This is a genomic window from Pseudorhizobium banfieldiae, from assembly GCF_000967425.1.
GTDB lineage: Bacteria > Pseudomonadota > Alphaproteobacteria > Rhizobiales > Rhizobiaceae > Neorhizobium > Neorhizobium banfieldiae.
The window spans coordinates 61,988-75,257 of record NZ_FO082820.1 but is presented as its reverse complement, the minus strand read 5'-3'; the positions used below and the strand labels follow the sequence as shown (position 1 = coordinate 75,257).

The window sequence follows — 13,270 nt, the reverse complement described above, 5'->3', positions numbered from 1 at the left end:
TTACCACACACTCTTGCCTAAAGCCTTTTCGGGCCGTAGCGTGTCATCATGCGTGGCCGTATTCCCTCCGATGTTCTTCTTCGTCCCGAAGACCTTGCCTTGCTCGAACGAGTGTTCGCACAGGTGATACCCGAGCACGACACCCATCCCGACGAACTGGCAATGCTGCTGGTGCGGCTGTTCCAGGACGGGGTGAGGTCCGAGGAGGAGCTTCTCGCGGCGGCGGAGCGGTGGTTTCGGTAGCGACGGGGTTTCCACGGATTAGGTTTAATCGGTGCCAGACCGCGGTCGCTGAACGATACGCTTTCGTCCTTATGCGAACAAACCCTGCTTTCGCTCGTTCTCATTGAGAACCAGGAGGCAGACGATGAACCATACTGACAAGCAAGAGACCAAGCAGGAAGCCCAGCAGAAGACCGACGAGCAGGCAAAGGTCTCGGGGAATTCACCGATCTCGCCCGTGGAAGAGTTCGACGTCGGCGAGGCCGATGACGACCGACGGATCTTCCAGAACGGCGATACCGACCGGACGTCGGGCAAGGACTAAAGGGCGAACCGAAAGCAAGTTTGCCTTGCTTGACGCATCTTGTCGGACAACAGAATATCCGCGGCCGTGACGGACCGTTCCGCCACCCAAGTGCCGAGGAAATTACATGCTTGATCCGAAGATCGTCGAGACGCTGAAGGGTGTCTCCACCGCTACGCTGACCACCGTGCTGCTGAAGAAGGGCCTGCGCAATGTCTGGATGCGCGGCACCAAGCCCCTGAAGGCTGGGCAGGGACGCGTCGTCGGCCCCGCCTTCACGCTCCGTTTCGTGCCGGCGCGGGAAGACCTCGCCACGCCGGAAAGCTGGGCGTCACCGATCTCCACACGCGCCGCAATCGAGGCGATGCCGGAAGGCTGCGTGGCCGTCGCCGACGCAATGGGTGTGCTCGATGCAGGCATCTTCGGCGACATCCTCTGCTCGCGCATGGTCAAGAAGGGCGTTGCCGGGTTGGTGACGGATGGCGTGGTAAGGGATGCGGAAGGCGTGCTGGGCACCGGCCTGGATGTCTGGTGCAACGGCGTCGCTGCGCCACCCTCCGTTGCAGGCCTTACGTTTGTCGGCTGGCAGGAGCCGATCGCCTGCGGCGGCGTTGCGGTTTACCCGGACGACATCATCGTGGTGGATGAAGACGGGGCGGTGCTGATCCCGGCGAAACTGCTCGATGCGGTACTGGCCGAGGCGCCGGAGCAGGAGCGCATGGAGGCCTGGATCATGACAGAGGTCGACCGCGGCGTGCCGCTTCCCGGCCTCTATCCGATGAATGCCGAGACCAAGGCGCGCTACCAGGCATGGAAGGACGCCCAATGAGCTTTTCCACCCAATCGAAGGGCGTCTACGCCATCGCCACCACGCCGTTCCTGCCGGACGGCTCCCTCGATACGCCGTCGGTCGATCGGCTGACGGATTTCTACCAGGACAGCGGTTGCACCGGTATCACCATCCTCGGCATCATGGGGGAAGCCCCGAAGCTCGAGCCGTCCGAGAGCCGGGCGATCATCCGGCAGGTGGTCGGCCGCTCGCGAGTGCCGGTGATCGTCGGCGTTTCGGCTCCCGGATTTGCGGCAATGCGATCGCTTGCCCGCGATGCCATGGACATGGGAGCCGCCGGCGTGATGATCGCGCCGACGCCGGCACTCCGGACCGACGAGCAGATCATCAGCTACTTCGGGCAGGCGGTGGAGGCGGTCGGCGAAGACGTGCCGTGGGTTTTGCAGGACTATCCGCTGACGCTGAACGTGGTCATGTCGGCGAGCGTGGTGGCGAAGGTCATCTCGAACCATTCCTCCTGCCTGATGCTGAAGCATGAGGATTGGCCGGGGCTGGAAAAGATCTCCAAGCTCCGCGCCCTGCAGAAGGCGGGGGAACTACGGCCATTCTCGATCCTCTGCGGCAATGGCGGCATGTTCCTCGATTTCGAACCGGAACGTGGCGCCGATGGCGCAATGACAGGATACGGCTTTCCGGACATGCTGAACGAGCTGATCGGGTTGTTCGCCGACGGCAAGCGAGACGAGGCGCACGACCTTTTCGATGCACACCTGCCGCTGATCCGCTACGAGCAGCAGCTCGGCATCGGGCTTGCCGTGCGAAAGCACGTGCTGAAACGGCGTGGCGTCATCACGTCGGATGCGCAGCGCAAGCCGGGGCTTGCCCTTTCGGAGACGGCGCGGGCCGAGGTGGACTATCTGTTGCAGCGGCTCGGCCGCCGCGACAAGCGGGCTGCCCTCTGACCCGTTGCCGGCGGGGGCATGCTCGTCCGTGCCGGCTCCTCAATCGTCGAGAAGTGTAACCCATGTCGGCGCGTGGTCGCTGGCATGGTCCCAGCCGCGCACGTGGCGGTCGACGTCGGCCTCGTCCAGACGGGCCGCAACGGACGGGCTGAGCAGCAGGTGGTCCAGGCGGAGGCCGGCATTGCGACCCCAGGCGTTCCGGAAATAGTCCCAGAACGTGTAGATCCGTTCATCGGGATGAAGATGACGCAGGGCGTCCGTCCAGCCCTGCGACATGAGGTTGCGGAAGACCTCGCGCACCTCGGGCCGGAACAGCGCATCGTCCTGCCAGCGCTCCGGCGCATAGACGTCGATGTCCGTCGGCATGATATTGTAGTCGCCTGCGAGCACCACCGGAGCGCCCGTCTCCAAGAGGTCTTGCGTGTGAGCAAGGAAGCGCTCGTACCAGCCGAGCTTGTAGTCGAACTTGGGGCCTGGTGCCGGATTTCCGTTCGGCGCATACAGGCAGCCAATCAGCACGCCGTTGACGGCCGCCTCGATATAGCGACTGTGACTGTCCTCTGGATCACCGCCCAGGCCGCGGCGTGTCTCGATCGGCTCAACATCGCGTGCCAGGATGGCCACCCCATTCCAGCGCTGCTGCCCGTGCCAGACCGCCCCATAGCCTGCCTTGTCTAGTGCATGGCGGAGAAACTTCTCCTGCGGCGCCTTCAACTCCTGAAGGCAGACCACGTCAGGACGCGCCTCGTCGAGCCAGCGGAGAAGGGTGTCGATCCGGCCGTTGACACCGTTGACGTTGAAGGTCGCGATCTTCATGCCGGCGCGGATTTCATGGTCGAGAAGTATAGAGCTGTGGGCGTCGGCCCATTCAGCCGCGTCGCGCAACCATTGCCGAACATTACAACCTCTGCATGTTTTGCGAAGTCTTTACGATGCAATTTAGCGAAAGATTCAGGTGACGGTGTCATGGTGAATTCTCGTTGAGACATGCCGCAAATCCTTACGCGACGGCATGGCAGATAGAGATATACCTCGGAGCGACCAGTCATGAGCCAGAGATTCCGACCCGCGGTGCGCGAGTTCATTGCCGAAAACTTCCTTTTTCGCGCGGATGCGGAGATCGCCGACGACCAGTCTCTGCTGGAAAGCGGCGTGATGGATTCAACTGGTGTGCTCGAATTGATCGCCTTCCTAGAGACCAGCTACGGCATCAGCATCGAGGATGAAGAAATTATCCCGCAAAACCTCGACAGCGTCGATGCCATGACCAATTACCTGGCGCGCAAGCTGCCGGTTGCCGCCTGAAACCCCGATGCGGCTCGAGGCAAGGCTCCGCGAAAGCGCCCGCCGCTATCCCGACAAGGTCGCTCTTGTCGCGGGTGGGTGCCGCCTGAACTATGCCGAGCTCGATACTCGATCCGATCACCTCGCCGCCGCGCTCCTCAAGGCCGGGGTCCAGCCGGGTGACCGGGTGGCGCTGCTGCTGGAAAACGGGATTGAGGCTCCGCTGAGCTTCTTTGCAGCCTGGAAGGCTGGTGCCGTAGCCTGTCCGCTTTATCCGTCGATGAAATCGGAGAAGCTCGCAGCCATATTTTCAAGCATCCGGCCCGCAGCAGTCGTAACCCAGGCACGGCAGATCCTGTCCGTCCAGGCGGCGATCGGAGCAAGCGGCTGCCAGCCCATCGTCATCAACACGGAAGCCGCGAATGATGCCGTCGGGGATGCGCTGTCGTTCGCGGCTATGACATTCGGCGGGCCAACGGATCGGCCCGAGCCGCGCGCGGACGAGTCGGAGCTCGCCCTCCTCATTCATACCTCCGGCTCCACCGGACGCCCGAAGGGCGTGATGCTGACGCATGCGAATGTCGATGCCGCCTGCCAGTCGATCGCAGGCTATCTCGGCAATACCGAGAACGACATCGTCCTGAGCGTTCTGCCGCTCTCCTTCGGCTATGGCATCACGCAGATGGTGACCATGGCCTCCGTTGCTGGAAGGCTGGTGCTGGAGAAGAGCTTTGCCTTTCCCCGAACGATCCTCGACCGGCTTGCCGAGGAGAAGGCGACAGGCTTGCCCCTGGTTCCGGCCATGGCCGCGCTGATCGCCGGCATGAAGGAGCTTCCTGACAGCCAATTCGCCTCCCTTCGCTACGTCACGAGCGCCGCAGCGGCGCTGCCGCCCGCCTTGTCCGGTCGGCTCAGGGAAATGATGCCAGACACCCTGATCTTCATCATGTACGGGCAGACCGAGTGCCTGCGGGTGAGCTATCTCGAGCCGACTGAACTCGCACGCCGCCCGACATCCGTCGGCAAGGCCATTCCAGGCACGCGCGCCTATGTCGTGGGGGACGACGGCCAACCCTGCACTCCCGGGGAAGTGGGCGAGCTGGTGGTCGAGGGGCCGCATGTCATGGCCGGCTACTGGGGCGACGGGGCGGATCCAAGGCAACGCCCGGCGGAAATCAAGGGCGGACGACGCCTGCGAACGGGCGACCTTTTCAGGACTGATGCCGACGGCTTTCTCTATTTCGTCAGCCGCAAGGACGACATCATCAAGACTCGCGGCGAGAAGGTGAGCCCGCAGGAGGTCGAGCGGGTGCTTTACGCCCTGCCCGGGATCCGGGAGGCGGCGGTGACGGGAATGGAGGATCCGGTCTTCGGCCAGGTCGTCCGCGCCCATGTGGCGCTGGAACCCGGCTGCACGCTATCGGAGCGCGACGTCATGCGTCACTGCGCCAGCCAGCTAGAGGATTACATGGTGCCGAAGATGGTTGAGTTCAGGGATATGCTTCCGCGAACGACAACCGGCAAGATCAGGATGAGCGCCGAGGGCGACCTCGTCGAGGGGAAACTGGAGACTGCAATATGAACCAGACGATGAAGATCGCCCGCCAGGATGCGGCCTTTTCCGCCGCCAGCCTCCGCGTCCATGCCGAGGCCGAGATCGAGCGCATCTGCGCCTGGATCAGGGAGACCGTCCTGAAGGACCTGCGCAAGCGCGGCGTCGTGGTGGGCCTGTCCGGCGGCATTGACTCCAGCGTCACGGCAGCCCTTTGCGCCCGGGCCCTCGGCCCTTCCAGGGTGACCGGCATCTTCATGCCCGAGCACGATTCCGACCCGGAAAGCCTGCGGCTGGGACAGGCGCTGGCCGCAGCGACCGGTGTCAAGACGGTACTGGAAGACATCGGACCGGCCCTCGCCGCGGCGGGCTGCTATACCCGGCGAGACGGCTTCATACGGCAGATCGTGCCGGAATTCGGCGAAGGCTGGGGCTGCAAGGTGGTGCTGGAGAATGCCCTCTCGAGCCGCGGCTACAATATTTCCTGGCTTGTCGTCGCTTCGCCGACCGGGGAGCAGAGCCGGCACCGGATGCCGCTCGACGTCTATCTCGGCATGATCGCGGCGGCCAATATGAAGCAGCGCACTCGCAAGCAGATCGAGTACTACCATGGCGACCGCCTGAACTATGCGGTCGCGGGGACGCCGAACCGGCTGGAGTACGACCAGGGCTTCTTCGTGAAGAACGGCGACGGCGCGGCGGACTTCAAGCCGATCGCGCACCTCTACAAGACCCAGGTCTATCAGCTTGCAGAGGCTTTGGGCGTGCCGGAAGAGATCCGTCGCCGACCGCCGACAACCGATACCTGGTCGCTGCCCCAGGGCCAGGACGAATATTACTTCTCGCTTCCCTACGACCGGATGGACATCTGCCTCTTTGGGCTCGACCATGGTGTTTCACCGGATGCCGTCGCCGATGCGGCTGGCCTGACGCCGGAGCAGGTGGATGCGGTGTGGCGCAATATCGCGTCCAAGCGCAAGGTAGCCGAGTATCTGCACGCCGCACCGGCGACCATGCTTTGATGGGGTGGCATCCGGTCAGTCGAACCGGTCGCCGATCAATCGGGTCCAGTTCTCTCCGGCAAGGCCGCTGATCAGTGCCTGCCCCGACTTGATGGGCTGCAGGAGGCTCTCATCCTTCGAATGGGCCACGACGAAGGCCCGCCCATAGAAGACTGCCTTGCGGGTGATCAGTTCGTGGGTCAACCACGGATGGCCGCCGCCCCGGATCCCGGCGCAACCGCTGGCGTCCGCGTGGGCAAACAGGTCATCGACGAGATCACCGGCGATCGCCGGCGCACAGAGCGCCTGCAGCAGCCAGCCGATACGGCCGGCTCCGCCGAAATAGGCATAGCAGGCGGCAATGTCGCCGGTCGTCGATTCTGCTATGCGCCAGACGGGTGCCCCCAGTGCCCGTTTCTGGCGCGCATGCCCGATGAACCAGTCGAGCATGGCGCGATCCCAGAGCGGGTGAAGAGGAAAGCTCTTGCTCAATAAAAGCACCGCTTCGGCGAACTCGTTCTCGCTCGCGTCCCGGAAGCTGATGCGGCGCGCGGTTGCACCTTTCGACACACGAAGGGAGGAGAGGCCGGTCTTCTCGACTACCGCATCCGCGGCTCTGCCCAGCGGCCGAAGCAGACGCGCAGCCGGGAGACGGCGTTCAGCAGCGTTGACTGCGGCGGAAACCGGCCGAAAGACCCGCAGCCAGTTGAGGCTATACGATGTATCGAGCGGCAATGCGAGCTTCTGCCACATGCCAAGCGCGGTGGCATTCGCCGTCTCGGTCAAGGAAATATCCTGGGGGCCGGCGAGGAATGCGCGCAGGAGGCGCGCACCGGCCAGCGGATTTCGCTCGGGCTCCTGCACCATCATGGAGCCCGCGAACGCGGCGCGAACCGGCCTGCCTTCGAGCTGCAGGCGCGATGGAAAGACGCCGATGAAGCCCTTGAGCTCGCCCTTCTCGCCCACAAAGACCTTCGAGCGCAGATCCTCTTCATGCCAAGGGTGATCGAGGAAGACCTCCCGAATGTACTCTACGAGCGATCCGGAAACATCCTGGCCGTTGCGAAACGTGTTCTGGAACAGGCGGGCAACCTTGGAGATATCGTCGCGCTCAAGATCGCGCACGCTCCCCTGCCCTGCTGAGTGAGACATGTTTCCGCTTGCTCCGGCTCCGAGACGGCTGATCGCATGATTGGCATGCAGCTATTAACCAAACGGAAAGAGGCTCCGCATGCGGAGCCTCTCGTTTGTCTTGCTGATTCCAGATGTCATACCCAGTAGGGCGGAACGCCATAATAGTCGTAGATGGTGCGGCCTTTGTCCTGATACCAGCTGTCGTCTTCCAGATCATTGTAGCGGGGTGCGCCGGTGATCTGGTCCTTCGTCAGGTCGATGCGGTAGCCGTCGAGTTCCTCATCGTAGTTCAGCTTTTCCCACGGCAACGGATAGTAGTCATCGCCGATGCCGAGGAAGCCGCCAAAGCTGAGGACTGCATAGGCCACGCGGCCGCCACGCTTCTCCAGAAGAACGCGCTCGATCGAGCCGATATGCTGCCCGTCGGCGCCATAGACGCGGGTACCTTCCACCTTGTCGCTTGCGATCAGCGACGGGGTGTCCTTCACATAGGGGTCCTGCCCCGCGCGCGGTTCCTGATGCAACATCACATGCCTCCTTTATGGTTCGGTGAGTGCTTCCTTCGAAACTCATGGTCCACGCGTTCGTTCCCCGACGGGCCACCGTGCGAACCGTTGACGTTTACGTGCAGGTTATATAGCAATCAGCTTATGGCCCGGTGGGACAGAGCATGGCATAGTGGGACTCTTGCCGCAGAGTGGAGGACTTTGCGCCATGAGACGCCGCCAAGATGAGAGGGAAGAGGAGGCCCAAATGAACGAAGCGCCTGCGCAGGCAAGTGACAACTCCGAGAAGTTCTGGCTTGCCTCCTATCCCTCTTCGGTTCCCCCCGAAATCCCCGCCCTTTCCTATCGTTCGCTCGGCGAACTCTTCGAGAGCTGCTGCGTAGAATATCTGCCGCGCGTGGCCTTCTCGAGCATGGGCCGGGAGATGACCTATCGCGAGCTGGAAGTGGAAACGCGCAAAGTAGGCGCCTGGCTTCAGGCGCAGGGGCTGGAGAAGGGCGACCGCGTCGCCGTCATGATGCCGAACGTGCTCCAGAACCCGGTCGTCACCTACGCGATCCTTCGGGCCGGCTTCGTCGTGGTCAACGTCAATCCACTCTATACGCCCCGCGAGCTCGAGCATCAGCTGAAGGATGCGGGCGCGAAGGCGATCTTCGTTCTGGAGAACTTCGCGCACACCGTCCAGCAGGTGGCAGCCGAAGTCGGCTTGCGGCACATCGTCGTGACGGCAATGGGCGACATGCTGGGCATGAAGGGCCATATCGTCAACCTGGTGGTCCGGAAGGTCAAGAAGCTGGTTCCGGCTTGGTCGATCCCCTCGGCTATTCCGTTCAAGAAGGTCCTTACGGAAGGCTCGCATCTTCCATTGAAGCCGGTCGATATCGACAGCAACGATGTCGCCTTCCTGCAATATACCGGCGGCACGACGGGCGTCTCAAAGGGGGCGGCTCTCACGCATGCCAACCTGATCGCCAACAAGATGCAGATCAGCATGTGGCTGGAGGCGGCGTTCGAGAACAGGCCAAGGCCCGAGGTCCTGACCTTCGTCTGCGCACTGCCGCTCTACCATATCTTCGCACTGACGGTGAATTCGCTGATGGGCGTCGCCATGGGCGGGCACAATATCCTCATCGCCAATCCGCGCGACATTCCCGCCTTCGTCAAGGAACTGCAGAAGCACAAGGTGCATGTCTTCCCGGGCCTCAACACGCTCTTCAACGCGATGATGAACAATGCAGACTTCGGAAAGATCGACTTCTCCTCGCTGATCCTGGCCCTTGGCGGCGGCATGGCCGTGCAGCGGCCGGTTGCCGAACGCTGGCAGGCGCTGACCGGCACTGCGATCACCGAGGGCTATGGCCTGTCGGAAACCTCCCCCGTTGCCACCGCCAACCGCTTCGATACGCAGGAATTCACGGGCATGATCGGGCTGCCGCTGCCGTCGACCGAGATTTCCATTCGCGACGAAGACGGCAAGCCACTCCCGCTCGGCGAAGTCGGCGAAATCTGCATCCGCGGACCGCAGGTGATGGCCGGCTATTGGCAGCGGCCGGACGAGACCGCCAAGGTCATGACAGACGACGGCTTCTTCCGCTCCGGCGACATGGGCTACATGGATGAGCGCGGCTACACGAAGATCGTCGACCGCAAGAAGGACATGATCCTCGTTTCCGGCTTCAACGTCTATCCGAACGAGGTGGAGGAAGTCGCAGCCATGCATCCGGGCGTGCTGGAATGCGCGGCGGTCGGTGTGCCGGACCCGCATTCCGGCGAGGCGGTGAAGCTCTTCGTCGTCAAGAAGGATCCGGCGCTGACGGAGCATGACGTGCGGGAGCACTGCGCAGCCAACCTGACCGGCTACAAGCGACCACGGCTGATCGAATTCCGCAACGAGCTGCCGAAGTCCAATGTCGGCAAGATCCTTCGTCGCGAACTGCGCGGCTGAGGGCGATTATCCACAAGCGCAGCCGCCTCAGGCTGCGCTTGATTTGACATGGAAGTCTTATAGGTTCCCGTGCATCCCTCCCCCGGATCACGAGGACATTCCATGCGGGCCATCATCGACGAGCTGAAGACCACCGCCGCCACCACGGCTGCGACCGACCTGCGGGCGGCATTTTCTGCCGATCCGCAACGCTTTAGGCGGTACAGTGTCTCGTTGGACGACCTGCTGATGGACTTCTCCAAGACGGCCGTCAACGATCGGGTCATCACTCTCCTGGAGACGCTGGCGGAAGAGGCAGGGGTTGCGCAGAAGCGCGATGCGATGTTTTCCGGCGAGGCCATCAACTTCACGGAGGGCCGCGCCGTCCTGCACACGGCGCTTCGCAATCGATCCAACCAGCCTGTCCTGGTGGACGGCAAGGATGTGATGCCGGACGTCAATGGCGTGCTCGCCGCCATGGCTGGCTTCGCGAATGGTATTCGATCGGGGAGCCTCAAGGGTGCAACTGGGCGCAGGATCACCGATGTGGTCAATATCGGCATCGGCGGCTCGGATCTCGGCCCGGCCATGGCGACGCTCGCGCTTTCGCCCTTCCACGACGGCCCCCGCGCACATTTCGTCTCCAATGTCGACGGTGCCCACATCGCCGACACGCTAAAGGGCCTGGATGCCGAGACGACGCTCTTCATCATCGCCTCCAAGACGTTCACGACCATTGAAACAATGACGAACGCAGCTTCGGCGCGGGCGTTCATTGCCGAGAAGCTCGGCGATGATGCGGTGAAGCATCACTTCGCCGCCGTTTCCACCGCCCTCGACAAGGTGGCTGCCTTCGGGATCGCGAGCGAACGCGTCTTCGGCTTCTGGGACTGGGTTGGCGGACGCTATTCGATTTGGTCGGCGATCGGCCTGCCGCTGATGATCGCGATCGGCACGGAAAATTTCGGCCGCTTCCTGGACGGTGCGCACGCGATGGACCTGCATTTCCGCGACGCGCCGGTCCGTGAGAACCTGCCTATGCTGCTGGGGCTGATCGGCTTCTACCACCGCAATGTGCTGGGCTATCCCTCGCGGGCGATCCTGCCCTATGACCAGCGTCTGGCGCGTTTCCCCGCATACCTGCAGCAGCTCGACATGGAATCGAACGGCAAGGGTGTGACCGTGGACGGGACGCCGGTGGAGGGGGATTCCGGACCCGTGGTCTGGGGCGAGCCGGGGACCAACGGCCAGCATGCCTTCTACCAGCTCATCCATCAGGGCACGAGCATCGTTCCGGCTGAGTTCATGATCGCGGCAAACGGGTTCGAGCCGCATCTGCGCCACCAGCACGAGTTGCTGATCGCCAACTGCCTGGCGCAGTCGGAAGCGCTGATGAAGGGCCGGACGCTGGAGGAGGCGAAGGCACAGCTGACGTCAAAGGGGATGGACGAAGGCCAGGCGGAGGCGATCGCGCCGCATCGCGTCTTCCCCGGTAATCGTCCCTCGATCACCTTCGTCTATGACCAACTCACGCCCTTTGCACTCGGCCGCCTCATCGCCCTCTACGAGCATCGCGTCTTCGTCGAGGGCGTGCTGTTCCGGATCAACTCGTTCGACCAGTGGGGCGTCGAACTGGGCAAGGAACTTGCGACCGGCCTGCTGCCGATCGTCGAAGGCAAGGAAACCGCCGACGACCACGACAGCTCGACGGCGGGGCTCGTGGCGCGGCTGCTGAAGACCAGAAGCTGACGCGTCCGGGCGTCCACCGTTTCTACCGAGTAGGGCGGCAGGCGCCGTCTCCTAGCAGGCGCCGTCTACGAGATGGTAGCGCCCGGCCAGGCTCCTCAGGACGGTTGGCCGCGAAAGGGCGGCAAACCAATCTCGTGAGCATATGGCGGGTTGGCACCTGCCCGCGAAACTGTTACGGCGGCCGCCTTCGATCCCAGGGAAAGCGCGGTGCGGATCTCTGCCTCGGAAAGCTTCGCCACTTGCTCCTTGGTCAGGAGCCCCTGCAGCTTCAGCGAAGCAAGGACGCCGGCGTCGAAGGTATCTCCGGCACCGACCGTGTCGACGACAGTTACCTTCTCGCTCGGCACCGTAACCCGATGATCTGCCGTGTAGCCTGTCGCGCCTTCTGCTCCGCGCGTGACAACGACCAGCTTGGCGCCATGATGAAGCCAGTGGCGTGCAAGTGCGTCTGCATCGCCGTCCAGGCCGAACCAGGCGAGATCCTCGTCGGAGAACTTCAGGATGTCGGACATGGCGGCCATCCGCCGAATGCGCAGCATGTGCGAAGCCTTGTCCCTGATGAAGCCGGGACGGATATTGGGATCGAGCGAGATCACGCGCAGCTGATGTTCGCGTTTCAAGAGCGCCTCATAGGTCGACCCGCAGGGTTCGGGGATCAGGCTGATCGCGCCGAAGTGGAGCGCCTCGCACTCGTCGCCTAGGTCCGGCAGATGATCTTCCGTGATCATCCTTCCGGCCGTGTTCTCGTCGTAAAACGCATAGGATGCCTGCCCCTGCACGAGCTTCACGAAGGCTATGGTCGTCGGGCGCGAGAGGGTGGCGCAGTAGCTGAAATCGACATTGCTGGCGCGCAAGGTGTCACGCAGGATGTCCCCCATCATGTCGTCCGAGAGACCGGTGAAGAAGCCGGTCGGCTGGCCGAGCCGTCCAAGCGCGACCGCCGTATTGAAAACGGCACCGCCGGCATAGGGCGCGAAGCCCGTTTCGCCGAGCGTGGTCTCGCGCGGTAGCATATCGATCAGCGCCTCGCCGCAACACAGGATCATGTCGGTCCCTCCCAGAACTGCTGCGTCCTTCGATACTTGAGCTTTTGTCGCTTGGCTAGAGCGAAAGCTCACTCACGCCACCATTGCGGCCCGACCAGGCGAGTGGTGCATCGAGAAAGGCCTCGACTTCCGAAAGTGTCTTGTCGTCAAAGAGCCGCTCCGCTTGAGCCACCGCGAGAACGTTGCGCCAGGTGGCGATGTGGTGAAGCCGCACCTGACCATTGGAGAAGCGCGCCTCGGCCTCCGGAAAGATGCCATAGAAGAAGAGGGCAATAGCGTGGTCGACGGTTCCGCCGGCGGCGCGGATGGCGTCGATGAACTTGAACATGGAACCACCGGCCGTGGTCAGGTCCTCTATCACCAGCACCCGAGCCCCTTCCGGCATGTGACCCTCTATCTGGGCGTTGCGGCCGTGTCCCTTAGGAGCCTTGCGGACATAGATCATCGGCAGGCCGAGACGCTCTGCAAGAAAGGCTGCAAAGGGGATGCCTGCGGTCTCGCCACCCGCAACGCAATCGAATTTTTCGAAGCCGGCGTCGCGCATGACCGTGGCGGCTGCGAAGTCCATGATGGTGGAACGGATGCGGGGATAAGAGATGAGCTTACGGCAATCGATGTAGACGGGGCTCATCATGCCGGAGGACAGCTTGTAGGGCTTGTCGGCGCTGAAGTGGACAGCACCGATCTCCCACAGCATCTTCGCCATCAGTTCCGCCATGACGCTGCGGTCCGTAAAGGTGGTCTGGATCATGCTGCCGCTCCTTCCTGTCGCTCGGTTCCAAGCGCCATAGCAGCA

The 13,270-nt window shown here is 62.9% G+C and carries 14 protein-coding genes; 9 read left to right on the top strand and 5 right to left on the bottom strand.

The features are described from left to right. The first annotated feature begins 48 nt into the window (after nt 1–48). The 4 genes from NT26_RS22600 (at nt 49) to NT26_RS00355 (ending at nt 2,278) form a co-directional block, all read left to right on the top strand. Nucleotides 49–243, top strand: a complete 195-nt coding sequence (locus NT26_RS22600) for a hypothetical protein (protein ID WP_077547489.1) — start codon at nt 49–51, stop codon at nt 241–243. A 124-nt stretch (nt 244–367) separates the two neighbouring features. Then, the gene (locus tag NT26_RS00365; protein ID WP_052636720.1) at nt 368–547 is read left to right on the top strand and encodes a hypothetical protein; all 180 of its coding nucleotides are present in this window, start codon (nt 368–370) and stop codon (nt 545–547) included. Between the two features lie 106 nt (nt 548–653). Continuing rightward, nucleotides 654–1,355 carry a ribonuclease activity regulator RraA gene (locus tag NT26_RS00360; protein WP_052636718.1) on the top strand — a complete coding sequence of 234 codons (702 nt, stop codon included), beginning with the start codon at nt 654–656 and terminating at the stop codon, nt 1,353–1,355. Next, entirely contained in the window at nt 1,352–2,278 is a 927-nt protein-coding gene (locus NT26_RS00355) for a dihydrodipicolinate synthase family protein (RefSeq protein WP_052636716.1), read from the top strand. The genes NT26_RS00360 and NT26_RS00355 overlap by 4 nt, the downstream gene beginning before the upstream one ends. Nucleotides 2,279–2,317: 39 nt before the next feature. Here NT26_RS00355 and xth read toward each other — a convergent pair whose 3' ends face one another. Further along, the gene (gene xth / locus NT26_RS00350; RefSeq protein ID WP_052636714.1) at nt 2,318–3,094 is read right to left on the bottom strand and encodes an exodeoxyribonuclease III; all 777 of its coding nucleotides are present in this window, start codon (nt 3,092–3,094) and stop codon (nt 2,318–2,320) included. Between the two features lie 231 nt (nt 3,095–3,325). Between xth and NT26_RS00345 the strand changes: the two genes are divergently transcribed. Genes NT26_RS00345 through nadE form a run of 3 tightly spaced genes read left to right on the top strand, consistent with a single transcriptional unit; the run spans nt 3,326 to nt 6,136 of the window. Then, nucleotides 3,326–3,583, top strand: a complete 258-nt coding sequence (locus NT26_RS00345) for an acyl carrier protein (protein ID WP_052636712.1) — start codon at nt 3,326–3,328, stop codon at nt 3,581–3,583. 7 nt (nt 3,584–3,590) lie between these two features. Then, nucleotides 3,591–5,144, top strand: a complete 1,554-nt coding sequence (locus tag NT26_RS00340; RefSeq protein ID WP_052636710.1) for a class I adenylate-forming enzyme family protein — start codon at nt 3,591–3,593, stop codon at nt 5,142–5,144. After that, on the top strand, nt 5,141–6,136 hold the full coding sequence (gene nadE / locus NT26_RS00335; RefSeq protein WP_244467649.1) for an NAD(+) synthase: 996 nt from the start codon (nt 5,141–5,143) through the stop codon (nt 6,134–6,136). Before NT26_RS00340 ends, nadE begins: the two co-directional genes overlap by 4 nt. Before the next feature lie 15 nt (nt 6,137–6,151). Here nadE and NT26_RS00330 read toward each other — a convergent pair whose 3' ends face one another. Together NT26_RS00330 and NT26_RS00325 are read right to left on the bottom strand one after the other, a co-directional pair. Next, the gene (locus NT26_RS00330) at nt 6,152–7,267 is read right to left on the bottom strand and encodes a hypothetical protein (RefSeq protein ID WP_152338545.1); all 1,116 of its coding nucleotides are present in this window, start codon (nt 7,265–7,267) and stop codon (nt 6,152–6,154) included. Between the two features lie 116 nt (nt 7,268–7,383). Further along, complete coding sequence (locus NT26_RS00325) at nt 7,384–7,776, bottom strand: PRC-barrel domain-containing protein (RefSeq protein WP_052636706.1); 393 nt, start codon at nt 7,774–7,776, stop codon at nt 7,384–7,386. A gap of 226 nt (nt 7,777–8,002) precedes the next feature. Here NT26_RS00325 and NT26_RS00320 point away from each other — a divergent pair, with 226 nt between their 5' ends. Both NT26_RS00320 and pgi read left to right on the top strand, forming a co-directional pair. After that, nucleotides 8,003–9,700: a long-chain fatty acid--CoA ligase gene (locus NT26_RS00320; RefSeq protein WP_052636704.1), complete on the top strand. Its 1,698-nt coding sequence runs from the start codon at nt 8,003–8,005 to the stop codon at nt 9,698–9,700. Nucleotides 9,701–9,802: 102 nt separating this feature from the next. Then, complete coding sequence (gene pgi / locus NT26_RS00315; protein ID WP_052636702.1) at nt 9,803–11,428, top strand: glucose-6-phosphate isomerase; 1,626 nt, start codon at nt 9,803–9,805, stop codon at nt 11,426–11,428. Nucleotides 11,429–11,523: 95 nt separating this feature from the next. Here pgi and NT26_RS00310 read toward each other — a convergent pair whose 3' ends face one another. Both NT26_RS00310 and NT26_RS00305 read right to left on the bottom strand, forming a co-directional pair. Next, nucleotides 11,524–12,474 (bottom strand): carbohydrate kinase family protein, encoded by a 951-nt coding sequence (locus NT26_RS00310; RefSeq protein ID WP_052636700.1) that lies wholly within the window; start codon nt 12,472–12,474, stop codon nt 11,524–11,526. A 55-nt stretch (nt 12,475–12,529) separates the two neighbouring features. Beyond that, the gene (locus NT26_RS00305) at nt 12,530–13,225 is read right to left on the bottom strand and encodes an orotate phosphoribosyltransferase (protein WP_052636698.1); all 696 of its coding nucleotides are present in this window, start codon (nt 13,223–13,225) and stop codon (nt 12,530–12,532) included. Between the last annotated feature and the right edge of the window lie 45 nt (nt 13,226–13,270).